20 protein-coding genes, 1 pseudogene and 1 riboswitch are annotated in these 24,899 nt (G+C 30.1%); of the genes and pseudogenes, 20 read left to right on the top strand and 1 reads right to left on the bottom strand.

Going from position 1 to position 24,899, the window contains the following annotated elements; all coding sequences use genetic code 11:
* Positions 1–19: 19 nt before the first annotated feature.
* From groL to K0040_RS14750, 8 genes and pseudogenes are all read left to right on the top strand, one after another.
* Complete coding sequence (gene groL / locus K0040_RS14780; RefSeq protein WP_228109536.1) at positions 20–1,645, top strand: chaperonin GroEL; 1,626 nt, start codon at positions 20–22, stop codon at positions 1,643–1,645.
* A gap of 229 nt (positions 1,646–1,874) precedes the next feature.
* Complete coding sequence (gene larB / locus K0040_RS14775) at positions 1,875–2,618, top strand: nickel pincer cofactor biosynthesis protein LarB (protein WP_228109535.1); 744 nt, start codon at positions 1,875–1,877, stop codon at positions 2,616–2,618.
* Positions 2,619–2,922: 304 nt separating this feature from the next.
* A riboswitch (purine riboswitch) is annotated at positions 2,923–3,024 on the top strand.
* A 162-nt stretch (positions 3,025–3,186) separates the two neighbouring features.
* Complete coding sequence (guaB, locus tag K0040_RS14770; protein WP_228109534.1) at positions 3,187–4,653, top strand: IMP dehydrogenase; 1,467 nt, start codon at positions 3,187–3,189, stop codon at positions 4,651–4,653.
* The gene (gene guaA, locus K0040_RS14765) at positions 4,653–6,185 is read left to right on the top strand and encodes a glutamine-hydrolyzing GMP synthase (RefSeq protein ID WP_228109533.1); all 1,533 of its coding nucleotides are present in this window, start codon (positions 4,653–4,655) and stop codon (positions 6,183–6,185) included. The genes guaB and guaA overlap by 1 nt, the downstream gene beginning before the upstream one ends.
* Positions 6,186–6,347: 162 nt before the next feature.
* Positions 6,348–7,376: a BMP family lipoprotein gene (locus K0040_RS14760; protein WP_228109532.1), complete on the top strand. Its 1,029-nt coding sequence runs from the start codon at positions 6,348–6,350 to the stop codon at positions 7,374–7,376.
* Between the two features lie 92 nt (positions 7,377–7,468).
* A complete protein-coding gene (locus K0040_RS21985) occupies positions 7,469–7,594 on the top strand; it encodes a hypothetical protein (protein WP_416390171.1) in 126 nt (41 codons plus the stop codon).
* A gap of 15 nt (positions 7,595–7,609) precedes the next feature.
* Positions 7,610–7,792, top strand: a pseudogene (locus K0040_RS21980) (copper homeostasis protein CutC); the annotation flags it as partial.
* A gap of 279 nt (positions 7,793–8,071) precedes the next feature.
* Positions 8,072–9,397 carry an NCS2 family permease gene (locus K0040_RS14750; RefSeq protein ID WP_228109531.1) on the top strand — a complete coding sequence of 442 codons (1,326 nt, stop codon included), beginning with the start codon at positions 8,072–8,074 and terminating at the stop codon, positions 9,395–9,397.
* 24 nt (positions 9,398–9,421) lie between these two features.
* Here the strand turns inward: K0040_RS14750 and K0040_RS14745 are convergent, their stop codons facing one another.
* Entirely contained in the window at positions 9,422–10,018 is a 597-nt protein-coding gene (locus K0040_RS14745; RefSeq protein ID WP_228109530.1) for a hypothetical protein, read from the bottom strand.
* Between the two features lie 271 nt (positions 10,019–10,289).
* Between K0040_RS14745 and purE the strand changes: the two genes are divergently transcribed.
* The 12 genes from purE to K0040_RS14685 all read left to right on the top strand — a co-directional run bounded on the left by purE (position 10,290) and on the right by K0040_RS14685 (position 24,771).
* Positions 10,290–10,766 carry a 5-(carboxyamino)imidazole ribonucleotide mutase gene (gene purE, locus K0040_RS14740; protein ID WP_228109529.1) on the top strand — a complete coding sequence of 159 codons (477 nt, stop codon included), beginning with the start codon at positions 10,290–10,292 and terminating at the stop codon, positions 10,764–10,766.
* Between the two features lie 5 nt (positions 10,767–10,771).
* On the top strand, positions 10,772–11,467 hold the full coding sequence (gene purC / locus K0040_RS14735; protein ID WP_228109528.1) for a phosphoribosylaminoimidazolesuccinocarboxamide synthase: 696 nt from the start codon (positions 10,772–10,774) through the stop codon (positions 11,465–11,467).
* 16 nt (positions 11,468–11,483) lie between these two features.
* Positions 11,484–12,854 (top strand): amidophosphoribosyltransferase, encoded by a 1,371-nt coding sequence (gene purF / locus K0040_RS14730; protein WP_228109527.1) that lies wholly within the window; start codon positions 11,484–11,486, stop codon positions 12,852–12,854.
* The gene (gene purM / locus K0040_RS14725) at positions 12,848–13,924 is read left to right on the top strand and encodes a phosphoribosylformylglycinamidine cyclo-ligase (RefSeq protein ID WP_228109526.1); all 1,077 of its coding nucleotides are present in this window, start codon (positions 12,848–12,850) and stop codon (positions 13,922–13,924) included. Before purF ends, purM begins: the two co-directional genes overlap by 7 nt.
* Positions 13,918–14,511 carry a phosphoribosylglycinamide formyltransferase gene (purN, locus tag K0040_RS14720; protein WP_228109525.1) on the top strand — a complete coding sequence of 198 codons (594 nt, stop codon included), beginning with the start codon at positions 13,918–13,920 and terminating at the stop codon, positions 14,509–14,511. The genes purM and purN overlap by 7 nt, the downstream gene beginning before the upstream one ends.
* The gene (gene purH, locus K0040_RS14715) at positions 14,504–16,036 is read left to right on the top strand and encodes a bifunctional phosphoribosylaminoimidazolecarboxamide formyltransferase/IMP cyclohydrolase (RefSeq protein WP_228109524.1); all 1,533 of its coding nucleotides are present in this window, start codon (positions 14,504–14,506) and stop codon (positions 16,034–16,036) included. The genes purN and purH overlap by 8 nt, the downstream gene beginning before the upstream one ends.
* 12 nt (positions 16,037–16,048) lie before the next feature.
* Entirely contained in the window at positions 16,049–17,299 is a 1,251-nt protein-coding gene (gene purD / locus K0040_RS14710; protein ID WP_228109523.1) for a phosphoribosylamine--glycine ligase, read from the top strand.
* Positions 17,300–17,323: 24 nt separating this feature from the next.
* Positions 17,324–21,112 (top strand): phosphoribosylformylglycinamidine synthase, encoded by a 3,789-nt coding sequence (locus K0040_RS14705; RefSeq protein WP_228109522.1) that lies wholly within the window; start codon positions 17,324–17,326, stop codon positions 21,110–21,112.
* A 202-nt stretch (positions 21,113–21,314) separates the two neighbouring features.
* Entirely contained in the window at positions 21,315–21,899 is a 585-nt protein-coding gene (locus K0040_RS14700; RefSeq protein WP_228109521.1) for an RNA polymerase sigma factor, read from the top strand.
* Positions 21,862–22,710, top strand: coding sequence for a hypothetical protein (locus K0040_RS14695; RefSeq protein WP_228109520.1), 849 nt, complete (start codon positions 21,862–21,864; stop codon positions 22,708–22,710). The genes K0040_RS14700 and K0040_RS14695 overlap by 38 nt, the downstream gene beginning before the upstream one ends.
* A gap of 9 nt (positions 22,711–22,719) precedes the next feature.
* Positions 22,720–23,601, top strand: coding sequence for an ABC transporter ATP-binding protein (locus K0040_RS14690; RefSeq protein WP_228109519.1), 882 nt, complete (start codon positions 22,720–22,722; stop codon positions 23,599–23,601).
* 12 nt (positions 23,602–23,613) lie between these two features.
* Entirely contained in the window at positions 23,614–24,771 is a 1,158-nt protein-coding gene (locus tag K0040_RS14685; RefSeq protein WP_228109518.1) for an ABC transporter permease subunit, read from the top strand.
* Positions 24,772–24,899: the final 128 nt, after the last annotated feature.

Here is a 24,899-nt window from a genome sequence, read left to right as displayed (position 1 = left end):
AAATTAGGAGGGTATGAAGATGGCAAAGGATATTAGATTTGCGCAAGATACAAGAAAAGCATTAGAAACTGGTGTAAACAAATTAGCTGATACAGTTAAGGTGACTCTTGGACCAAAGGGAAGAAATGTTATATTGGACAAAATGTTTGGAGTACCTCTAATAACAAATGATGGTGTTACTATAGCAAAAGAAATAGAATTAGAAGATAGATTTGAAAATATGGGTGCACAGCTTGTTAAGCAAGTTGCAACTAAGACTAATGATGTGGCAGGAGATGGTACAACTACTGCTACAGTTTTAGCACAAGCAATAATAAGAGAAGGTTTAAAAAATGTTACTGCTGGAACCAATCCAATAATACTTAGAAAAGGTATACAAAAAGCAGTAGAAGTTTCAGTTGAAGAACTAAAGAAACAATCAAGAACAATAGAAACTCAAGAGGAAATAGCTCAAGTTGGTGCAGTGTCTTCAGGAGATGATGAAATAGGTGAATTAATAGCTCAGGCTATGAAGGTAGTAGGAAAAGAAGGCGTTATAACTGTAGAGGAATCTAAGACTATGAATACAGAACTAGAAACTGTTGAAGGTATGCAATTTGACAGGGGATTCGTTTCTGCATACATGGTTACAGATGTAGACAAAATGGAAGCAGTTTTAAATGATCCTTATATATTAATAACTGACAAGAAGATATCTAACATACAAGAATTACTTCCTATCTTAAATAAAATAGTTGAACAAGGTAAGAGATTATTAATAATAGCAGAAGATGTAGAAGGTGAAGCATTATCTACACTAGTTCTTAATAAATTAAGAGGAGTTTGTGAAATTGTTGCAGTTAAAGCTCCAGGATTTGGGGATAGAAGAAAAGAAATGCTTCAAGATATAGCTATTCTTACTGGTGGTGTTGTAATATCAGAAGAAGTTGGATATGATTTAAAAGAAGCGGATTTAGATTTATTAGGAAGAGCTTCTTCAGTTAAAGTAGTAAAAGATAGCACTACTATAGTTGGTGGTCATGGAACAAAAGAAGATATACAAAATAGAGTTAATCAAATAAAACATTTAGTAGAAGTTACAACTTCTGATTTTGATAAAGAAAAATTATTAGAAAGATTAGCTAAGTTATCTGGTGGAGTTGCGGTAGTTAAAGTTGGTGCAGCTACAGAAGTAGAAATGAAAGAAAAGAAATTAAGAATAGAAGATGCTTTAAATGCAACTAGAGCTGCTGTTGAAGAAGGTATAGTTGCTGGTGGTGGTACTGCTTTAGTTAGTACAATACCTGTTTTAGATGAATTAATTGAAACTCTTGAAGGAGAAGAACAACTAGGAGCTAAAATAGTAAGAAAATCATTAGAGGAGCCATTAAGACAAATAGCTATAAATGCAGGTCTTGAAGGTGCAGTAATTGTTCAAAATGTTATAGCAGAAGATCCTGAAATAGGATTTGATGCATTAAATGAAAAATATGTAAATATGATAGAATCTGGTATAGTTGATCCAACTAAGGTTACTAGAAGCGCTCTTCAAAACGCAGCATCTATAGCAGGAGTATTCTTAACAACAGAAGCTGCTGTAGCGGATATTCCGGAAAAAGAAGATAAAGCTGCACCTATGGGAGCAGGAATGCCAGGAATGATGTAATATAATTTAAACAAAGGGGGAACTCGTAGAGTTCTCTCTTTTTGATTACAAATATACTTTTCAGTAAAGATAATATAACTATTTTTTACATTTAAAAAAAGTCATCGTTTGATTTATATTGTTGGTAAGTTATAGACTTAAAAAGTCTTAATTAATAAATAGTCGTGTTTTAAATAAAATATTAAGGTATAATTATATATAAATAAAATAAGAGCAGAAGAGGGGAATTATGGACTTAAAAAAATTATTAAATGATGTTAAAAATAGCAACATAGAAATAGAAGATGCTTTAGGGAAATTAAAAGATTTGCCCTTCGAGGATATAGGATATGCTCATATTGACCATCATAGAAGTATAAGAAATGGATATCCAGAAGTAATATATTGTAAGGGGAAAAGTGATAATCATATTTTAGGAATTATAGAAAGAATGAATGAAAAAGGTAGTAACATTCTTGGAACAAGATGTGAAAAGACTACTTATGATAAAATCATTAAACTATATCCTAATGCAGAATATGATGAATTATCAAAAATATTAAGAATAAAAAATGAAGAAATAAAAGATCAAGGTAAGGGAACTATTTTGATTGTTACAGGAGGCACATCTGACATACCTGTGGCAGATGAAGCATACTATACAGCTGTATTCTGTGGAAATAAAGTGGAAAGATTATATGACGTAGGAGTAGCTGGTATTCATAGATTATTAGCTAATAGGCATATGATTGAAAATGCTAGAGTAATTGTGGCAGTAGCAGGTATGGAAGGTGCTCTTCCTAGTGTAGTAGGAGGTCTAGTGGACGTACCGGTTATAGCGGTGCCTACATCAGTGGGGTATGGAGCAAATTTTGATGGACTAGCTCCACTTCTAGCTATGTTAAATAGTTGTGCTTCAGGCATATCTGTAGTAAATATAGATAATGGATTTGGAGCAGGGTATTTGGCATCTACTATTAACAAATTAAAATAAGAATTATTAGTATTATTTAAATATGTAAAATATATATGGGAGAATAAATTTTATATAAAAGGTTCTAACATAAAAATATGTTTTTATTAATATGAAAGTTAAGTAACTATTTTATAATAGTAAATTAAATAAAGTAAAAATATAATTTCTTATGTAAATAACTATAGTAATTAATTCCAATATATTAATTAAATAAGCTTATATGGTAACAAATATAATAGCTAATGAAGAAAATCGTAAAAATTTGTTGACACAAGCGAATTATTTTGGTAAATTATTATTCAAACATAAGGCGAATAACGAAAATTTTTAAAATAAAATCACTCGTATATACTCAGAAATATGGTCTGAGAGTTTCTACCGAGAAACCGTAAAAATCTTGACTATGGGTGAAATTATTATATATATTTGAATATATTAGCTGCTTAATAATAGGCAGTTTTAAGTCATATATTCAAACCTGTATAGTGATTTCACTTTTTAGTAAAAGATGGAAACTATACAGGTTTTTTTTTATAAAAAATTAAATGTTCAAATATAAAGTGGGTTAAATTGAAAGGAGACTAGTATGGCTACAATAATAAAAGAAGGATTAACTTTTGATGATGTTTTATTAATACCTCAAAGATCTGAAATATTACCAAAAGAGATAAATACACAGACATACTTGACTAAGACGATACAATTAAATATACCTTTAATGAGTGCTGGTATGGATACTGTTACAGAGTCAAAAATGGCAATATCTATGGCAAGACAAGGTGGTATGGGTATTATTCATAAAAATATGTCTATTGAAGAGCAAGCTTCAGAAGTAGATAGAGTAAAGAGAAGCGAAAGTGGAGTAATTGTGGATCCGTTTTACTTAACAAAAGACCATACAATTCAAGATGCTGACAGTATAATGGGGAAATTTAGAATATCAGGGGTTCCAATAATAGACAAAGATAAAAAACTTATTGGAATAATAACAAACAGAGATATTAAGTTTGAAAAAGATATGTCTAAAAAAATAGAAGATGCTATGACTAAGGATAATCTAGTAACAGCTAGAGAAGGAGTTACTTTAGAAGAAGCTGAACAAATTCTTAAACAACATAAAATTGAAAAATTACCAATAGTAGACGAAGAGAATCATTTAAAAGGTTTAATAACAATAAAAGATATAGAAAAGAAAATCCAATATCCAAACTCTGCAAAAGATAAAAAGGGGAGACTTTTATGTGGTGCAGCAGTTGGTATAACAGGAGATGTATTAGATAGAGTAAAAGCGTTATATGAAGCAAAAGTAGATGCTATAGTTTTAGATAGTGCACATGGACACTCAAAAGGTGTTATAGAAGCTGTACAAAAAATAAAATCAGTATACCCAGATTTACAAATAATAGCAGGAAATGTTGCTACAGCTCAAGGTTGTGAAGACTTAATAAAAGCTGGAGCTGACTGCGTGAAAATAGGTATGGGACCAGGATCTATATGTACTACAAGAGTAGTTGCTGGTATAGGGGTTCCACAAGTAACAGCAGTTATGGACTGTGCAGAAGTTGCTAAAAAATATGGAGTACCAGTAATAGCGGACGGTGGTATTAAATATTCTGGTGATGTAGTTAAAGCTTTAGCTGCTGGAGCAAATGTTTGTATGATGGGATCTTTATTTGCAGGAACTGATGAGAGTCCAGGAGAAACAGTTCTTTACAGAGGTAGATCATACAAAGCATATAGAGGAATGGGTTCTATAGCGGCTATGGAAGATGGATCAAAAGATAGATATTTCCAAGATGGTGCTAAAAAATTAGTTCCAGAAGGTGTAGAAGGAATGGTTCCTTATAAAGGAAAAGCGGAAGAGATAGCTTATCAAATGATAGGTGGTTTAAGATCGGGAATGGGTTACTGCGGAGCACCTACAATAAAAGACTTACAAGAAACAGCTCAATTTGTAAAAATAACAGCAGCTTCTCTAAAAGAAAGTCATCCACACGATATAACAATAACAAAAGAAGCACCAAACTATAGTACACAAGGAGATGTAATGTAATGAAACATGAATTAGTATTAGTTGTTGACTTTGGAGGTCAATATAACCAGTTAATAGCAAGAAGAGTAAGAGAAAATAACGTATATTGCGAGATAATACCATATACTACAGATATAGAAACTATAAAAGCTAAAAATCCAAAAGGGATAATATTTACAGGAGGACCTAATAGCGCATACTTAGCAGATTCTCCAACAATATCAAAAGAAATATTTGAAATAGGAGTTCCAATACTTGGTATATGTTACGGACATCAAATAATGTCACATGTTTTAGGTGGTGTTGTTAGAAAAGGTAATACATCTGAAAAAGAGTATGGGAAAACAGCTATAACATACAAAGAATCAAAACTATTTGAAGGAATGTCAACTAATACAGTTTGGATGAGTCATACAGATTTAGTTGATACTGCAGCAGAAGGATTTGAAGTAATAGCTTATACATCAGATTGCCCTGTTGCAGCGGTAGAAAATAAAGAAAAAAATCTTTATGGAGTACAGTTCCATCCAGAAGTTGAACATTGTTTAGAAGGAGATAAAATACTTAAAAACTTCTTATACAATGTTTGTGAAGTAAGTGGAGATTGGACTACAGATTCATTTATAAATGATAAAATAAAAGAGTTAAAAGAAACAATAGGTGATAAAAAAGTATTATGTGCTTTAAGTGGTGGAGTTGATTCATCAGTTGCGGCAGTACTTGTTCATAAGGCTATAGGGGATAACTTAACTTGTGTATTCGTTGATCATGGATTACTTAGAAAAAATGAAGGTAATGACGTAGAAAGAATATTCAAAGATAAGTTTGATATGAACTTAATAAGAGTTAACTGTGAAGATAGATTCTTAGGTAAATTAAAAGGTGTAACAGAACCAGAATCTAAGAGAAAGATAATAGGTGAAGAGTTCATAAGAGTATTTGAAGAAGAATCAAATAAACTTGGGAAGATGGATTTCTTAGCACAAGGAACTATATATCCAGACGTTGTAGAAAGTGGACATGGAGAAGCTGCTACAATAAAATCTCATCACAATGTTGGTGGAATACCTGAAGATATAGAATTCCAAATAGTAGAACCATTAAGAGAATTATTCAAAGATGAAGTTAGAAAAATAGGTTTAGAACTTGGAATAGAAGAAGGGTTAATATTCAGACATCCATTCCCAGGACCAGGACTTGGAATAAGAGTTATCGGTGAAGTTACAAAAGAAAGATGTGACATATTAAGAGAAGCTGATGCTATATATATGGAAGAACTTAAAAAAGCAGGTTTATACAAAGAAATATGGCAAGCATTTGCTACATTACCAGATGTAAAAACTGTAGGGGTTATGGGAGATGAAAGAACTTATGCTTACTTAGTAGGTTTAAGAGCAGTAACATCTTCTGATGGAATGACTTCTGACTGGTACAAAATGCCATATGATGTTTTAGAAAAAATATCAAACAGAATAGTAAATGAAGTTGATGGAGCAAACAGAGTAGTTTATGATATAACTTCAAAACCACCAGGAACAATTGAGTGGGAATAATATAAATAGAAATGACAAATAACATATTGTTGTTTGTCATTTTTTTATTTTTTTGGTTTTTGTAATTAATTTATGAAATTATTGAAATAATAATATTATGAATGCCGAAACTTTATAAAACATAGATACATACAGAATTATTAAGATGACAGGAGGAATAATATGAATTATAAAAAAATTGTGGCATTAACTTCAGCGGTGCTAATAGGTTCAATAAGTGTAGTAGGATGCACAGGTAAAAAAAATAACACAGAAACAAAGGATACTAAAGCTATAAAAGTAGGAATGGTTGCCGATGTAGGTGGTATAAATGATGAATCTTTTAACCAAAGTGCATGGGAAGGATTACAAAAAGCGCAGAAAGAATTAGGAGTAGAAGTAAAGGTAATAGAATCAAAACAAGCTTCTGAGTATATTGGAAATATAGAAGCTTTAGCTGATGATGGGATGGATTTAATTATAGGTGTTGGTAACACTATGGTAGAAGATATTAAAACTCAGGCAGAAAATTATCCGGATTTAAGTTTTGCTATAATAGATGAAACTTATGATACAATACCAAAAAATATAACACCTATATTATTTAAAGAAAATGAAGCTACTTTTTTAGCAGGTTTAATAGCGGGAAAAATGACAAAAACTAATAAAGTAGGTTTTATAGGCGGAATGGAAAATTCAATTATATATAGATTTTTATATGGGTATGAATATGGTGTAGAAAAAGCTAATGATGATGCAGATGTAAAAGTTCAATTTGCTGGAACTTTTGCAGATGCAGCAAAAGGTAAATCTATAGCGAACCAAATGTATTCAAATGGTGTAGATATAATTCTTTCAGCAGCGGGAGGAACAGGTGTAGGAGCTATAGAATCAGCTAAAGAACAAAATAAATATGCAATTGGCGTAGATAAAGACCAAAGTGACTTAGCACAAAAAAATGTTTTAACATCGGCTTTGAAAAAAGTTAATGTTGGTGTATATGATACAGTGAAAGCATTTAAAAATGGAAAACTAACTGGTGGAGAAGCTAAAGTATATGGATTGAAAGAAGATGGTGTTGGCATACCTGAATCTACAAAGAATTTAGTACCTCAAGATGTGCTAGACTATGTAAATACTATGGCAGACAAAGTTAAAAATGGAGAAATAAAAGTTCCGAATTCAAAAGAAGAACTTGATAAACTAGACTAAAAAAATAGAGATAAGAAGTTAAAACTTCTTATCTCTATTTTTATGTAAAGTAAATGTTTTATAATAAAATATATTTTATTAAGAGGTGGATAATGCTAGAAATAATAGGAATGACAGTGGAATATGCCAAATCTATAGAAGAGTGTGGGACAGATAGAATAGAGCCTGTGAGTGCATTAACTGAAAGTGGATTGACACCAAGTTATGGGCTTGTATAAAGTGTAGTAAAAAGTGTAGATATACCTGTAAATGTAATGATAAGGCACCATGCCAATGGACTTGTATATAGTGAAGAAGGTTCAGAAATAATGAAAAGAGACATACAAGCGGTAAAAAGCTTAAGTGTTAATGGCGTAGTTTTAGGAGTTCTAGATGAGAAAAAATTAAAAAAATTAGTATGTATGACAAAAGCATAGGTTGATATAAAGAGAAAGTGTTAAATTTTCTCTTTTTTGTGTAAAATCACACACAACTTGATTAAAGGTTCGTATTTGGTCCGTGAAAAACTATAAAATAATATAAAAAATAAAAAAATGTTCGCAAAAATCGAAAATGTATATTGACAGTAAATATGTGAGATGTTATTCTATTATTGTACTTATAAAACACGAACGATAAATCTTATTTTGAGTTAAAAATAAGATATGTATGGAACATTAATAAAATATAATATATGAAATAGGGTGATGATAATTATGGAAATGACATCAAAATCAAAAAAAGAAAATTTACTACAGAAAGTTTTTAAATTAGAAGAAAATAATACAGATACAAAAACGGAAGTAATGGCAGGAATAACTACATTTATGACAATGGCATATATATTAGTAGTTAATCCATCTATACTTTCGGCTACAGGAATGGATCAAGGAGCGGTATTTGTTGCGACAGCTTTATCAGCAGCAATAGCAACTTTCTTTATGGGATTTTTAGCAAATTATCCAATAGCATTAGCGCCAGGGATGGGATTAAATGTATTCTTTGCTAATACCATAGTTTTGCAAATGGGATATTCATGGCAATTTGCTCTTATGGCAGTATTTATAGAAGGACTTATATTTATTTTGCTTACAGTAACAAACTTAAGAGAAAAAATAATTGAATGCATACCAACAAACTTAAAGTACGCTGTAACAGCAGGTGTTGGTTTATTTATAGCTTATATAGGGTTAAAGAATGCAAGTATAATAGTTGATGGGAGTTTGGGAAATCTACACGATCCATTAGTTATATTAACATTATTCGGATTATTAGTAACAGGGGTATTAGTTGCTAAAAACAAAAAAGGTGCATTATTAATTTCTATAGTAGTAATATCTGTTATAGGAATGGGGCTTAAATTAGTAGGATTGCCAGAAGGTATAATGTCATTTAGTATACCTTCTTTAAAACCAGTATTCTTACAAGCATTCTCAGTAAATCCTGATGAAATATTTAGTTTAAATATGGTAGTAATAGTATTTACACTATTATTTGTTGATTTATTTGATACAGTAGGATGTTTAGTAGGTGTTGCTGAAAAAGGAAATCTTTTAGATGAAAATGGTAATATACCAAAAGCTAGAGAGGCTCTTTTAGCTGATGCTATAGGAACAACTACAGGAGCTTTGCTTGGAACATCGACGGTAACTTCATTTATAGAAAGTGCATCAGGAATAGGAGAAGGTGGAAGAACTGGTTTGACTGCTATAACAACAGGATTGTTATTCATTTTATCTCTGTTATTTTCTCCTTTATTTGTTGCAATACCGACACAAGCAACTTCGGCTGTATTAATAATAGTTGGTGTAATGATGGCAGGATCCCTTAACAAAATTGATTTTTCAGATTTTACAAATGCAATACCAGCATTTATAACTTTCTCATTTATGCCACTTACAAATAGTATTGGAGACGGGATAATATTTGGTATATTATCTTATACATTATTAAAATTAGCTACAAATAGAAAAGATGAAGTAAATTTATCTATGATAATTTTATCAATCTTGTTCATTATAAAATTTGTGCTTATAGGATAAAAATCTAATATCGTAGAAATAAGCCTAGAATAATATTCTAGGCTTATTTTTTACGTTATTTAAGTGATTTCTCAATTTATTCAACTCTATAAATTCATCTTCAGTTTCCAAATCTTCTTCTAATAGATTTATAAATTTAAGCATATCTTCAATTTCATAGTCCTCTGCAATATTATCTATATCTTCATATAAGCTAGTCAAAAGTTCAGAAAATCTTAAATTTATATGTCCTTTATTAAATGCACTTAAATTAAATTCTATAAAAACTGTATTAAATAATTCGTTATATTTTTTGTCGAACTCTTCATCAGACATATTATCCAGCAGTTGGCAAATTTCGTTGCTTTCTATAAACTCGCTGAATATTTCCATTTTCATACCCATCAAATAAAATTTTAACGTGTTATTTATTAAAGCTTTATACGAAACAAAAAATGTCATTAGAATATTTCTAGAAATGTTCTTTTGAAAAAGAACGTTTTCTTTATGAGAGTTTTCATAAAGTGCGACTTTGGCATTTATATAAATGTCATCTAATGATTTGAATCTATGATTTAAACTAGAATATTCTTTTATTAATTTATTTGAAAAAATTATATTACAATTGTCTATATTTATCATATTTAAGAAACCTCCTATTTATTGTGAATATATCTTTAATTATTATAGCATATGTGCAAATTATGGCTATAAAAGTGAAGAATTTATGTACAATTATTACAAAAATAACTTAATAATTCGACATACAACATATGTTTATAAAAAAATATTAATAAAAATATGAAATCCTATTGATAAAATATTAATATTATTATACTATTAACATATAATAGTTCGTATATAATAATGGATTGTGAAAAGTGTTCACAATTGATAATTAAGGAGGAGTATGATGAAAGTAGCGGTAGTTATGGGATCTAAATCGGATTACCCTAAATTAGAAGAAGGAATAAAATTCTTGGAAAAGTATAATGTTGAAGTTATTGTTCGTGTTTTATCGGCTCATAGAACACCTAGGGAGTTAGAAGAGTTTATACAAGGAATAGACAATGAAGTTGGTGTAATAATCGCAGCAGCAGGAAAAGCAGCACATTTACCAGGAGTAATCGCGGCAAATACATTAATTCCAGTAGTAGGATTACCAATAAAATCTTCTACAATGGATGGATTAGATTCACTTTTATCAATGGTACAAATGCCAAGTGGAATACCAGTAGCCACTGTTACAATTGACTCTGGCTTAAACGCAGTGTTAATGGCAATGCAAATAATGAGTATAAAATATCCCAAGTTAAAAGAGGATTTAAAATTATATAGAAAAGAAATGGCAGAAAAAGTTTTAAATGATGATGAAAATTTAAGGGGGTAATTAACATGTTATTATATGAAGGAAAAGCAAAACGAATATTTACTACAGAAAATGAAAATGAGTTTGTAGTTTACTACAAAGATGATGCTACAGCATTTAATGGAGAGAAAAAAGCAGAAATAGCTTCAAAAGGAATATTAAATAATAAAATTTCAACAATAATGTTTGAAGAGTTAGCAAAAGAAGGAATAGAATCACATTTCATAAAGTGCTTATCTGATAGAGAGATGTTAGTTAAAAAAGTGGAAATATTACCGCTAGAAGTAATAGTAAGAAATATTACAGCAGGTTCATTTTGTAAAAGATATGGAGTAGAAGAAGGAATAGTATTAGATACACCTATATTCGAAATGTCATACAAAAACGATGACTTTGGAGATCCACTACTAAATGATGATCATGCAGTTGCATTAAAATTAGCAACTAGAGAAGAGATAGATTTCTTAAGAACTCAAACTTTAAAAATAAATGAAATAATGAAAAAATTCTTCTTAAAAATGGATTTAAAATTAGTAGATTTCAAACTTGAGTTCGGAAAAGATGTAAATGGGAAAGTAATATTAGCAGATGAAATTTCTCCTGATACTTGCAGACTTTGGGATGTAAATACTAATGAAAAATTAGACAAAGACAGATTTAGAAGAGATCTTGGAGACTTAGTTCAGGGTTATGAAGAAGTTTTAGCAAGGTTAAATAAATAATTTAGGAGGATTTCATATGTGCGGAGTTGTAGGGATTTACTCTAAAGATAAAAACATATCAAAGCAGTTATATTATTCGTTATATTCTATACAACATAGAGGGCAAGAAAGTTGTGGAATGGCAGTATCCGATGGAAAAGAAATAAACTATTACAAAGATATGGGACTTGTAGGTGATGTTTTTACACCTAAAAAATTAGAACAATTACAAGGTAATATGGGTATAGCTCATGTTAGATACTCAACAGCAGGTGGTAGTGCTTTTGCTAATTGCCAGCCCTTAGTAGGGAGTGTAAGAAAAAGAAGACTTGCATTAGCACATAATGGAAACTTAGTAAACGCTCAAACATTAAAAGATATGCTTGAAGAAGATGGATATATGTTTACAAGTAATTCTGATACAGAAGTAATCCTTTATATTCTTGCTAGGTATTATAAGGGGAATATAGTAGAAAGTTTAAAACTTACAATGGACTATATAAAAGGAGCATATTCACTTGTAATTATGAGCGATGAAGAATTAATAGGAGTTAGAGATCCATTTGGATTTAGACCTTTAATTTTAGGTAAAAAAGACGACCAATATATTTTTGCATCAGAAAACTGTGCCATAGATATATTAGGTGGGGAAGTAATCAGAGACGTGGAGCCAGGGGAGATAGTAGTAATAAAGGACGGAGAATTAAAATCGTATAATTTCAGTGAAAATTATAAATCAATGAAAAAAAGTTGTATATTTGAACATATTTACTTTGCTAGAAATGATGCAACTATAGATAATGTAAATGCTTATGAATTTAGAGTTAAGTCAGGAGAAATACTAGCACAAGATGACATAATAAATGCAGACATGGTAGTTCCAGTTCCAGACTCAGGGTGGCCAGGCGCAATAGGATATGCAAATGCTAGTAAAATACCAGTCGCTGAAGCCTTAGTAAAAAATAGATACGTAGGAAGAACATTTATAAAACCTACTCAAGAAGAAAGAGAACTAGGTGTTAAAATAAAACTTAACCCTTTATCAAGGGTTATAAAAGGAAAATCAATAGTTTTAGTAGATGACTCTATAGTTAGAGGAACAACATCTAGATTATTAGTAAAATCACTTAGAGAAGCTGGAGCAAAAGAAATACATTTGAGAATAACATCACCTCCAGTTAAATATTCTTGCTATTACGGAATAGATACACCAAACAGATCTAAACTGATAGCATCAAATAAAACTGTGGAAGAAATGATAGAGCATATAGGATGTGACTCTTTAAAATTTTTAGATATAGAAGGAATGCTAGATGCAGTTGATGAACCATTTAATTTCTGCAAAGCTTGTTTTGATGGAGATTATCCAGTTAAGAAAATAGACAAGGGGGAAGCAACATCATGCTAACTTATGAACAATCAGGTGTAAACATAGATGAAGGAAATAGAGCTGTAAGCTTAATAAAAAATAAAATTAAAGGAACTTATGATAAGAACGTGATAGGTGACTTAGGAAATTTCAGTGGATTATATAGTTTAAAAGACTTCTTAACTATGAAAGAACCAGTTTTACTTGCTGCAACAGACGGTGTTGGAACAAAGCTTAAACTAGCTCAAATGATGGATAAACATGACACAGTAGGTATAGACTTAGTTGCTATGAGTGTTAATGACTTAATTTGCCAAGGTGCTAAGCCATTATTATTCTTAGACTATATAGCAATAGGAAAGTTAGTTCCTGAACATATAGACAAAATAGTTGAAGGTGTTGCTAATGGATGTAAAATGTCAGGATGTGCATTAATAGGTGGAGAAACTGCTGAAATGCCAGGAATGTACACTGAAGATGAATATGATTTAGCAGGATTTGCTGTTGGTATAGCAGACAAAGAAAAAATAGTATGTGGAAAAGATGTTAAAAAAGGTGATGTGTTAATAGGAATATCATCCAGTGGAGTACACAGTAACGGATTCTCATTTATAAGAAAGATATTTTTAGATACTTTAAAATGGGACTTAAATGATTATAAAGAAGAGTTAGGAATGACTTTGGGTGAAGCCCTTTTAACTCCAACAAAAATATATGTCAAATTAGTTTTAGATTTAATTGAAAAACAAAATATAAAAGCTATAGCTCACATCACCGGTGGTGGAGTAATAGAAAATATAACTAGGGTTATACCAGAAGGATTAGGATTAAATATAAAAACTGATTCTTGGGAAAAGCCACCTATATTCGAAATGGTAGAAAAGCTTGATATGGTTGATAAAAGAGAACTTCATAAATCTTTTAACATGGGTATAGGTTTAGTCTTGGTAGTTGATAAAAATGAAGCGCAGGATGTTGTTAATTACATCAATAATAATAATTTACAAAATGAAGTTGAAATAGAGGAAAAATACACTGAGTTAATGAAGGACAAAGCTTATATAATAGGTGAAGTTGTAGATGATCATGAAGGTGTCAAGCTATGGTAGAAATAGGTATTTTAATTTCAGGTGGGGGAACTAATTTACAAGCTGTTATAGATAATTGTGAAAATAAAACTATAAATGGCGAAGTAAAGGTAGTTATCTCTAACAAATCAGAAGCCTTCGGACTTCAAAGAGCTAAAAATCATAATATAAAAGCTGTTTTTGAAAATGAAGAAGACAAAATAATTCAGATATTAAAAGAAAATAAAGTAGAATTAGTAGTTTTGGCTGGTTATTTAAAAATAATCAGTCCCAAATTGGTAAATGAGTATAAAAATAGAATAATAAATATTCATCCGTCATTAATCCCAGCTTTTTGTGGTAAGGGGTATTATGGAGAGAAAGTTCATCAAGGTGTAATTGATTATGGGGCAAAAGTTACTGGAGCAACAGTTCATTTTGTTGATGAAGGAGCAGATACAGGTCCAATAATCATGCAAAAAACAGTAGAAGTAAAACAAGATGATGATGCAAAGAAACTAGCAGCAAGAGTACTAGACGTAGAACATGAAATACTTACGAAAAGTATAGCAATGTTTTGTGAAAATAAACTAACTGTTCAAGGTAGGAGGGTTTATATAAATGATTAAGAGAGCATTAGTAAGTGTAACAGATAAAACTGGGGTAGTAGAATTTTGTACTGAGTTAAATAAATTAGGATATGAAGTAATATCTACAGGAAATACTTTTAAAATGTTAAAAGAAAATGGTGTAAAAGCTATACAAATAGATGAAGTAACTAAATTCCCAGAAATATTAGATGGAAGAGTAAAAACTTTAAATCCATATATACATGGTGGAATTTTATATAAAAGAGATAACGAAAATCATGTGGCAACTGTAAATGAACACAACATAAATCCAATAGATTTAGTAGTTGTAAATTTATATGATTTTGAAGGAACTCTAAAAGCAGGAAAATCTCATGAAGAAATAATAGAAAACATAGATATAGGTGGACCATCTATGATACGCTCTGCTGCTAAAAATTACAAAGACGTAGCAGTAATAGTAGATATAAATGACTACTCTATGATAATAGAAAAATTAAAAAATGATTCTTTAACTTTAGAAGATAGAAAAAAATTAGCTTATAAAGCATTCTCTACAACAGGTAGATATGATGCTCTTATATCAAGTTATTTTGCAGGAGAAGTTAAAGATGAATATCCAGAAATATTAAACTTAACTTTACAAAAAGAACAAACATTAAGATATGGGGAAAATCCACATCAAAATGGTGTTTTATATAGCCAACCTAATGCTAAAAACCCAATATTAAACTTTGAACAATTAAACGGAAAAGAATTATCTTTCAATAATATAAATGATTTACATGGTTGTTTAGAATTAATGAGAGAATTTAAGGATAGTGAAGAAGTAGTTTCAGTAGCAATTAAACATACTAACCCATGTGGTGTAGGTCTTGGAAAAGATGCTTACGAAGCTTATACAAAATGTTACGAAGCAGATAAAGTTTCTATATTTGGAGGAATTCTAGGAATAACATCGACTATAGATGCACAAACTGCCAAGAAACTAAATGAAATATTCTTAGAAATAGTTGTAGCTTACGATTTTACAGAAGAAGCATTAGAAATCTTAAGAAAAAAGAAAAACTTAAGAGTTTTAAAATTAGCTAAGTTAGAAGATAGCTTACAACCTTATGATATGAAATACTTAGATGGAAAATTATTAATTCAAGATAAAAATACTACTTTAGCATCAAAATATGAAACAGTGACAGCTGTTGAACCAACTAAAGAGCAATTATCTGACATGGAATTTGGAATGAAAGTAGTTAAAAATATGAAATCAAATGCCATAGCTATAGTAAAAGACGGAGAAACTTTAGCTTTAGGATGTGGTCAAACATCAAGAATATGGTCACTAAAAAATGCAATAGAAAATAACCAAGATAAAAACTTTGAAGGCGCAGTACTTGCTTCAGATGCATTCTTCCCATTTGATGACTGTGTAACTCTTGCAAATGAAGTAGGAATAAAAGCAATAGTTCAACCGGGAGGATCGATGAAAGATCAAGATTCTATAGAAGCTTGTAATAAATTTGAGATGACAATGGTGTTTACAGGAATAAGACACTTCAAACACTAGGGGGTATAAATTATGAAAATTTTAGTTGTTGGTGGTGGTGGAAGAGAACACGCTATTTGCTGGAAGTTAAGTAATGAATCTAATGTGGAAAAAATATACTGCGCACCAGGTAATGCGGGAATATCTAATGTAGCTCAGTGTGTAAATATTGGAGATTGTGATATAGAAGCTTTACTACAATTTGCTAAAGAAAATAAAATAGATTTAACTATAGTAGGACCAGAAGTACCTCTTGTTGCAGGCATCGTAGATGAGTTTGAGAAAGAAAATTTAAAAGTATTTGGACCAAATAAAAACTGCGCTCAGTTGGAGGGAAGTAAGGCTTTCTCTAAAGATTTTATGATAAGACACAACCTTCCTACTGCAAAATATAAAGAATATACAGATTTAAATAAAGCAATAGCTGAAATAGATGAATTTGGATATCCAGTAGTTATAAAAGCAGATGGATTGGCAGCTGGTAAAGGTGTTGTTATTCCAGAAAATAGAGAAGATGCTGTATCAACGTTAAAAGAAATGATGGCTGACCACAAGTTTGGTCATGCTGGAGATAAAATAGTCATAGAAGAATTTTTGACTGGAGTGGAAACTTCCATACTTGCTTTTGTAGACAACAATTCTATAGTTCCTATGGTAAGTGCAAAAGACCACAAGAAAGTATTTGAAGGGGAAACTGGTTTAAATACAGGTGGAATGGGAACATTCTCTCCAAGTGAAATATATACAGATGAATTAGCACAGGAAATACAAGAAAAAATCCTAGATAAAACTTTAGAGGGATTTAAAAAAGATAACTTAGATTACAAAGGTATTTTATTTGTCGGTCTCATGATAACTGAAGAAGGGCCTAAAGTTTTAGAATATAATGTAAGATTTGGAGATCCAGAAACTCAGTCAGTATTATTTAGACTAAATACTGATTTAAATAAAATAATGACAGCAATCATAGATAACAATATTAAAAATATAGAAATAAGTTACTCAAAGGAACAAGCAATATGTGTAATGCTTACTTCAGGAGGATATCCTGAAGCTTATGAAAAAGGCAAAGTAATAACAGGGCTTGAAAATTTAGATTCAGATATAGTTGTATTCCACAGTGGAACTAAGTTTGATAAAGAAAACATAGTAACAAACGGTGGAAGGGTAATAGGAATAACTGCAAAAGGAAGTTCCCTTAAAGAAGCATCTGATAAAGTTTATGAAAATATTAAAAAAATAAACTTTGAAGGAATGCATTATAGAAAAGATATATGGAAATAAATTTTCGAATTTGGAGGAATGTTAATGAACACTATGGATTTACAAAGGACTGTAAGAAGAGTTTTAGTTGAAAAAAGACCAGGATTTGACTTAGAAGCTCAAAGTTTAAAAAAGGATTTAATAGAGAGTTTACACATAAACACAATAGAAAATATAAGAGTTTTAAATAGATATGATGTGGAAGATTTAAATGAAGAAGTTTTTGAAAATGCAGCCAAAACTATATTCTCAGAAACTAACTTAGACATAGTTTCTTATGATAATATAAAAAATATAAATGAAAATGATAGAGTATTTGCTATAGAATACTTGCCAGGCCAATACGACCAAAGAGGAGATTGGGCAGCTCAATGTATACAAATAGTTAACGATGGTAAAAGACCTAACATAAGTACAGCTAAAATGTATATATTAAGTGGAAATATCAGTGATGAAGATTTCGCAAGAATAAAATCATACTGCATAAATCCAGTAGATAGTAGAGAAGCTGATTTAAAGGTACCAAATACTTTAGAAATGGAAGTAGAAGTACCAATAGCTGTGGAAATCTTGGATGGTTTTGCAGATTATTCAAGTGAAGAACTAGAAAACTTCTTAAATAATCAAGGGTTAGCTATGACTTTAGCTGACTTACAACATGTTCAAAACTACTTCAAAAATGAAGAAAGAAGAAATCCTACTATAACAGAAATAAAAGTTCTTGATACTTATTGGTCAGATCACTGTAGACACACTACATTTATGACTAAAATAGAAGACGTTAAAATAGAAGATGGTAAATACAATGGAATAATAAAAGAAGCTTATGATATGTATTTACAATCTAGAAGTACAGTTTACGTTGATAGAGACAAAGATGTTTGCTTAATGGATATAGCAACTATAGCTATGAAACAATTAAGAAAAGAAGGAAAGCTAGAAGACTTAGATGAAAGTGAAGAAATAAATGCTTGTTCTATAAATGTTGATGTTAATGTGGATGGAAAAATTGAAAAATACTTAGTAATGTTCAAAAACGAAACTCATAACCATCCAACTGAAATAGAACCATTTGGTGGAGCTGCTACTTGTTTAGGTGGAGCTATAAGAGATCCACTTTCAGGAAGAAGTTACGTATACCAAGCAATGCGTGTTACAGGTAGTGCAGACCCGAGAACATCTTTAGAAGATACATTACCAGGTAAATTAATGCAAAAGAAAATAACTACAGAAGCTGCTAATGGATACTGTTCTTATGGTAACCAAATAGGTTTAACTACTGGTCAAGTTGCTGAAGTATATGATGAAGATTTCGTAGCAAAAAGAATGGAAGTTGGAGCTGTAATAGCTGCAGCGCCAAAAGAAAATGTAGTGAGAGTTCGCCCAGTTGCAGGAGACATAATAGTTCTTATTGGTGGAAAAACAGGAAGAGATGGATGTGGAGGAGCTACTGGCTCATCAAAAGAACATAGTGAAGAATCAATAAAAACTTGTTCAGCAGAAGTTCAAAAAGGTGATGCTCCTAACGAAAGAAAAATCCAAAGATTCTTTAGAAATAAAGAAGTTGCTCAGATGATAAAAAGATGTAACGACTTTGGAGCAGGTGGAGTAAGTGTTGCAATAGGAGAAATAGCTGACAGTTTAGATATAAACTTAGACTTAGTTCCTAAAAAATACGATGGATTAGATGGAACAGAACTTGCCATATCTGAATCACAAGAAAGAATGGCAGTTGCAATAGACCCAGCAAATAAAGAAAAGTTCATAGCACTAGCAGGAGAAGAAAACTTAGAAGCAACTCATGTTGCAACAGTAACTGACACAGGATATTTAAGATTAACTTGGAAAGGCCAAACAATAGTTAATTTAAAGAGAGAATTCTTAGATACAAACGGAATAAAACAAACAACTAATATTCATGTTAATAAAGTAAATGAAGAGGAAACATTCTTTACAAAAGGTAATGTTTCATGTGAATCAAACTCTATGAAACAAAAATTCGAAGAAGCTTTAGCTGATTTAAATATATGTTCACAAAAAGGTTTAGTTGAAAAGTTTGACAACACAATAGGTGGAAATACTGTATTAATGCCTTTTGGAGGAAAATATCAAGCAACTCCAGCACAAGGTATGGTTGCAAAAATACCAGTACTTGGTGGAGAAACAACAACTTCAACTATAATGACATTTGGATATAATCCTAAAATAGGAAAGTGGAGTCCATTCCACGGTGCTTTATATGCAGTAGTAGAATCTGTTTGTAAATTAGTTGCAATAGGTGGTGACTACAAAACAACTAGACTTACTTTACAAGAGTACTTCGAAAAATTAGGAAAAGATGTTACTAGATGGGGTAAACCATTTGCTGCATTACTTGGAGCATATTATGTTCAAAATAAATTAGAAATACCTGCAATAGGAGGAAAGGACAGTATGTCTGGTACGTTCAAAGACATAGATGTGCCTCCAACGTTAGTTTCATTTGCAGTTGATACAGTAGATGCTGATTATGTAGTATCTCCTGAGTTTAAGAAAGCTAATTCAACAGTAGTTGAGTTAATAACTAATAAATTAGAAAATGATGTACTAGACTTTGATGAATTAAAAAGAAACTTAGATAAAGTAAGAACTTTAATCCAAGATAAAAAAGCTTTAGCATCTTATGCTTTAGGTTATGGTGGACTAGGGGAAGCAATAGCAAAAATGGCATTTGGTAATAGAATAGGATTTAAAGTAGATGAAGGTATATGTTCTTACACTATATTCAACGCTGCTTATGGAAACATGTTAATAGAAATAAATGAAGAAGATTTAGCTTTATTAGATGGATATAACTACAGAATAGTAGGAAAAACTTTAGAAGGATCAAGTATATTAGTTAAAGATGAAAGAATATCTTTAAATGAATTATACAAAACTTTCGAAAGTACTTTAGAACCAATATTCCCAACAAAATCCAAAGAAATAAAAGACAAAGTAGAAACTATAAGCTTTGTAACAACTGGTGAAAGAGCAAAATATGCTTCTTCAATAGCTACTCCAAAAGTATTTATACCAGCATTCCCTGGTACAAACTGCGAGTACGACTCAGCAAGAGCTTTTGAAAGAGCAGGAGCTAAAGCTAGTGTAAAAGTATTCAAAAACTTAACTTATAAAGATATAGAAGAGTCTATAGAAACTATAGTAAATGAAATAAAAACTTCTCAAATAATAATGTTACCAGGAGGATTCAGTGCTGGTGATGAGCCAGATGGTTCTGGTAAATTTATAGCAACTGTATTTAGAAATTCTAAAATAGCAGAAGCTTTAAATGAATTCTTAACTAAGCAAGATGGTTTAATGTTAGGTGTATGCAATGGATTCCAAGCATTAATCAAGTTAGGTCTTGTACCTTATGGAGAAATAAGAGAAACTTCAGTAGATGCTCCTACATTAACTTACAACAACATAGGTCGTCACCAAGCTAAAGTTGTAAGAACTAGAATATCTTCTAACAAATCACCTTGGCTAGTAGGAACAGAAGTGGGAGATATACACAACGTAGCAGTATCTCATGGAGAAGGTAAGTTTGTTGCAAATGAAGAAGTATTCAAGCAATTACTTGAAAACGGTCAAATAGCAACTCAATATGTTGACTTAAACGGGGAAGCAACTTACGATATAGAATACAATCCAAACGGTTCATACTTTGCAGTAGAAGGTATAACTAGTATGGACGGTAGAATATTTGGTAAGATGGGTCACTCTGAGAGAATTGGTGAACATGTAATGAAAAACATAATAGGCGAAAAGGATCAAAAGATATTTGAATCTGGAGTAAACTATTTTAAATAGGATTAAATAATAGGGAGTTAACCATTATAGAATAAGTACAAATCGTATTTAGCCTATAATAGTTAACTCCTCTTTTGTTTAATATTTCGTTTTTCCTAATATTGTTATAGTAAAATAATAAATAGAAATTTAAATATATTTTAGAAAAAACAAAACTTTTTATAAATACGACTCGTTATATAAGTGAAAGGAGGATGATGATTTGGCTCAAACAGATGAAAAATTAATAAAAGAAATATTAAAAGGCAATGAAAGTGCTATGGAAATACTAGTTAAGAGATATTATGACCTTGTACATAGCTATATATACAGAACCACAAATGATTACAATACATCCTATGACATAACCCAAGAAGTATTTATAAAAATGATGAAAAACATAGATAAATATAATTTAGAGAGTGGTAAATTTAAAAACTGGTTATTAAAAATAGCAGTAAACACAACAAAAGACTATTTTAAAAGCAAAACTTATAAACAAAGAAGTGAAAATTGTGATATAGAGAATCATCAAATAGAAGATAAATCCAATGTGATTGATATAATTTCTAAAAAAGAAGAAGCAATAAAAATAAAGGAAGCTGTTGAAAATTTACCAAAACTTCAGAGAGAAGCTATTTTATTAAAGTACTATAATGATTTAAAAATAAAAGACATAAGCACTATAACAGGAGACAATGAAAACACAATAAAGTCAAGGCTTTACAATGGAATCAAAAACCTTAAAAAATTACTTGGAGGTGATATGTGTGAAGAAAAATCTAAACACTTACAACCTAAGATGTGAAAATATAGAAGATGAACAATTTGAAGAATTATTGGAAGCGGATTTAACGGATATAGAAGATTTTCTGGATAGCTATGTAGTAAGTAAGGTTGATGAAGAAAAAATAGATTCAACAATTGATGTATTAAAATCGCACATGCCAAAAGAAGAAGTGCAACATGTTAAAGTACAGGAGTATCTTTTAGATAGAATAAAAGAAAATATAAATTTAGTAAAATTTCAGTTTAGCTTAATCAGTAAAGTATATTTTATAGCATCCTTATTACTAATTCTTTTAGGAACTATAACTACAATAAGATTAAATTTAAGTATATATTTAAGTGCAAGTATAATTGCACCTATACCAATCTTGATTGGAATTTTTGAAATAATAAAAGGAAGAGAAGAAAATGTGTGGGAGTTGGAACTTAGTTACAAATACTCTTTAAGAGAAATTGTATTCTCAAGGTTAATAATTATAAATGTAGTTTCTGTATTAATAAGCATCATGATGAGTCTTATTTTAAATAATGTTTACTCACAAATAAATTTACTAAAAATGATTAGCATATGGCTAATTCCGATATTCTTAGTAGGATCAGTATCTTTAATTGTTACTTCATTCTACAGAGGTATAAATAGTATTGCCTTATGTATATCAATATGGATTTTAGGTGCAATGAGCATTAGAGTGTATGAAACAATAGCAGATATAACTCATATAAATACATTTATGATTTTGGGTATATCAGTAATATTTACATTAGTATCAATGAAATTCTTTTATAAGAAAAGCATTAATAGTATAGATACTAGAACATTTGATTTTTAGGGGGATTTTATGGAACTTATTATAAAAAATATAAGCAAAGAATTTAAAGATAAGATAGCTGTTGATAAATTTAGCGTAACTTTAAGTAGCGGAATATATGGTCTACTTGGGCCTAATGGTTCAGGAAAAACGACTCTTATGAGGATACTTGCAGACGTTTCTAGTGCCAGTAGTGGAGATATTTTAGTAAATGGAGAAAGTAAAAGCAAGTTAGGTGCTGAGTATAGAGATTTAATTGGCTATGTTCCTCAAAATATAGGGTTTTATAAAAATTTTACAGCAGAAAAATTTTTATATTATGTAGCAGCATTAAAAGGTGTAGATAAAAATATTGAAAAAAGTAAAATTGATGAACTTTTAAAATTTGTTAACTTAGAACAAGATAGAAAAAGAAGAATAGGAAAGTTTTCAGGAGGTATGAAGCAAAGATTAGGAATTGCACAAGCTCTTTTAAATGATCCTAAAATACTTATATTAGATGAGCCTACAGCAGGTCTTGATCCAAATGAAAGGATAAGATTTAAAAACTTAATATCACAATTGTCTAAAGGAAAAATAGTAATACTATCAACACATATAGTTTCCGATATAGAGTTTATAGCAAACGAAGTACTTGTTATGAAAGATGGCAAATTAGTTGAAAAATCTTCATTAGAGGAGATTTTAGACACTGTCAGAGGGAAGGTATATACACTAAGTGTTAATGAATGTGATTTAGATGAGGTAGAAAATAAGTTTAAAATATCTAGTATGATAAGAAATAATAGTGGAATTAACGTAAGAGTAGTTGGAGATAAGAAACCTAATATAAATAAATTTAAATACATAGAAGAAGAGCCAAATTTAGAAGATGTATTTTTATATTATTTTAATGAAAGTGTTAGTATATAGGGGGATTTTGAAATGTTAGATTTGATAAAGTTTGAGTTATATAAAATATTTTCTAAAAAGTCAGTACGCATAATTTTGCTATTAACTATTTTATTGGGTATTTTTAATGTAGTTGCTGAAAGTGTATATGTTAAATACCAAGGGGTAGATCGTATAGATGATGTATATAGCGTTATGAAAGAGTACGAAGGAAAGGCTATTACACAAGAAAGTGTGATTAAGGCAGAGAGTACTATAAATGATTTAAAAGAAAAGAAAAGTAGGGGAGAAAAACTTACTAAAAAGGAAATTGTTTATATGAATTATTTATACGACACAATGATATCACCATATCCCATATATATGGTAAATAACAAATACTATACAATAGATGAAATGAAAGATGAAATAAATAAATTAAAAAATGAAAATAAAACAGATACATATGAATATAATAATCTTAATTTTATATATGAAAAAGTGAAAAATGTAGAAGAGTCAAGATTTCACTTTTCTCATGGCTGGTTAAAAACTGCAGATTTTAGAACAATAGCAACATTAATAACAACACTAATAGCAGTAGGATTAGCAGCGATATTTAGTGATGAATATCAAAGCAATAGTGCACAAATAATGTTAAGTTGCAAATATGGAAAGAATAAAATGGTTTTATCTAAGATGATAACTGGTTTAATATTTACAGCAACAATATTTATTATAATCAATGTTGTACATATGATTGGAGCCTTACTATATGAGTTTAGAGGGTGGGATGCACCTTTAGAGTTATTTAAATACTATACAAATACACCTTTCGATATGAGAGTTATTGATTTTTATATAACAGGATTAGGAATCAGTTTTATAGGAGCAATATTATATTCTTTAGTAACTATGCTGATGTCATTATTAGTAAAAAATAATATGATATCTCTATTATTAAGTTTAGGTTTGTACTATATTCCAGCATTTTTCGGAAATTTTATTCCAATGGATTCAGTAGGAAGGGTATTTAGGGAAATGAACTTAGCAGAAGCTATTAAAATAGAGAGTATGTTTGTAAATTCTAGTACTTATAATATTCTGGGAACACCAGTGATGTACTCAACATTATTAATAAGTCTAGTAGTTATATTTATACCGATTGTAATATATTTGATCAAATATTTTGGAAAAAAACAAACTATATAGTTAATAAAATGGACCCTATAAAGTGGATACTAGAAAAAGTGTTTACTTGTATAGGGTTTATTTTTGTGTAAAATATTCATTAAGGAGTTGAGTAATTATGAACAAAAAACTATTTTCTAAAGAAGAGA

Origin of the sequence: Terrisporobacter petrolearius, from assembly GCF_020748185.1 — a bacterium.
Taxonomy (GTDB): domain Bacteria; phylum Bacillota; class Clostridia; order Peptostreptococcales; family Peptostreptococcaceae; genus Terrisporobacter; species Terrisporobacter petrolearius.
This window is presented reverse-complemented; position numbering and strand designations above follow the sequence as displayed.

Coding starts and splice junctions, on each gene's coding strand:
- larB (WP_228109535.1), top strand. CDS start 1,875: ATGGACTTAAAAAAATTATTAAATGATGTTAAAAATAGCAACATAGAA.
- K0040_RS14745 (WP_228109530.1), bottom strand. CDS start 10,018: ATGATAAATATAGACAATTGTAATATAATTTTTTCAAATAAATTAATA.
- purE (WP_228109529.1), top strand. CDS start 10,290: ATGAAAGTAGCGGTAGTTATGGGATCTAAATCGGATTACCCTAAATTA.
- purF (WP_228109527.1), top strand. CDS start 11,484: ATGTGCGGAGTTGTAGGGATTTACTCTAAAGATAAAAACATATCAAAG.
- K0040_RS14685 (WP_228109518.1), top strand. CDS start 23,614: ATGTTAGATTTGATAAAGTTTGAGTTATATAAAATATTTTCTAAAAAG.
- K0040_RS14750 (WP_228109531.1), top strand. CDS start 8,072: ATGGAAATGACATCAAAATCAAAAAAAGAAAATTTACTACAGAAAGTT.
- purH (WP_228109524.1), top strand. CDS start 14,504: ATGATTAAGAGAGCATTAGTAAGTGTAACAGATAAAACTGGGGTAGTA.
- guaB (WP_228109534.1), top strand. CDS start 3,187: ATGGCTACAATAATAAAAGAAGGATTAACTTTTGATGATGTTTTATTA.
- purM (WP_228109526.1), top strand. CDS start 12,848: ATGCTAACTTATGAACAATCAGGTGTAAACATAGATGAAGGAAATAGA.
- groL (WP_228109536.1), top strand. CDS start 20: ATGGCAAAGGATATTAGATTTGCGCAAGATACAAGAAAAGCATTAGAA.
- purN (WP_228109525.1), top strand. CDS start 13,918: ATGGTAGAAATAGGTATTTTAATTTCAGGTGGGGGAACTAATTTACAA.
- purD (WP_228109523.1), top strand. CDS start 16,049: ATGAAAATTTTAGTTGTTGGTGGTGGTGGAAGAGAACACGCTATTTGC.
- K0040_RS14705 (WP_228109522.1), top strand. CDS start 17,324: ATGAACACTATGGATTTACAAAGGACTGTAAGAAGAGTTTTAGTTGAA.
- K0040_RS21985 (WP_416390171.1), top strand. CDS start 7,469: ATGCTAGAAATAATAGGAATGACAGTGGAATATGCCAAATCTATAGAA.
- K0040_RS14760 (WP_228109532.1), top strand. CDS start 6,348: ATGAATTATAAAAAAATTGTGGCATTAACTTCAGCGGTGCTAATAGGT.
- K0040_RS14690 (WP_228109519.1), top strand. CDS start 22,720: ATGGAACTTATTATAAAAAATATAAGCAAAGAATTTAAAGATAAGATA.
- guaA (WP_228109533.1), top strand. CDS start 4,653: ATGAAACATGAATTAGTATTAGTTGTTGACTTTGGAGGTCAATATAAC.
- purC (WP_228109528.1), top strand. CDS start 10,772: ATGTTATTATATGAAGGAAAAGCAAAACGAATATTTACTACAGAAAAT.